Annotated in this window: 2 pseudogenes; both read left to right on the top strand. The window is 69.5% G+C overall.

The features are described 5' to 3' along the window. Positions 1 to 419, top strand: a pseudogene (locus DH10_RS36000) (class II aldolase); the annotation flags it as partial. Positions 420 to 423: 4 nt separating this feature from the next. Then, positions 424 to 560 (top strand): annotated as a pseudogene (locus DH10_RS37495) (carbohydrate kinase); the annotation flags it as partial.

Here is a 560-nt window from a genome sequence, read left to right as displayed (position 1 = left end):
CCGCGGCGCTGACGGCGCTTGCCGGCGACAGCAGCGGCTACAGATTGCCGGCGGATGTCGAGGCGCATGCGGCGGCGCTCGACGCGGACAGCCGCCGCATGGCCGAAGCCGGCAGCCTCTATCCGGACCATGTCATCTTTCTCGGCCGGAGCTCCGTGGTGGCAAGGCCCGGCGAACATGTCGCCGACGTCATCGCGCGGCTGGGCGTCAAGCCGGCCGCGATCCTCTTTCCCGGCGTCGGCGTGCTGATGCGCGGCGATGCCAGCACCGGCGCGGACGCCATGCAGCGCTGCCTTGCCGATGTGACTGCCCGGATCGACATCACGGCACGCCTGAATTATCTGACCGCCGCCGAAAACGACGAACTGATCAACTGGGATGCCGAGCAGTATCGCCAGAAACTCAACGCCGCGGGCTAGGCGCATGGCGCCGCTTGCCATAGGCATCGACGTCGGCACCTCCGGGTCGCGCGCCGTCGCGATGCGTCCGGACTTTTCCATCGCAGCACGCGCCGCCGCGCCGCTCGATCGCTTCGGCGCGAACGGCCGCGATCCCGCTGT

This window comes from Mesorhizobium silamurunense (assembly GCF_014843825.1).
In the GTDB taxonomy this organism is placed as follows: Bacteria; Pseudomonadota; Alphaproteobacteria; order Rhizobiales; family Rhizobiaceae; genus Mesorhizobium; species Mesorhizobium silamurunense.
Note: the sequence above shows the minus strand (reverse complement) of the source record. Positions and strands in the feature narration are given on the sequence as shown.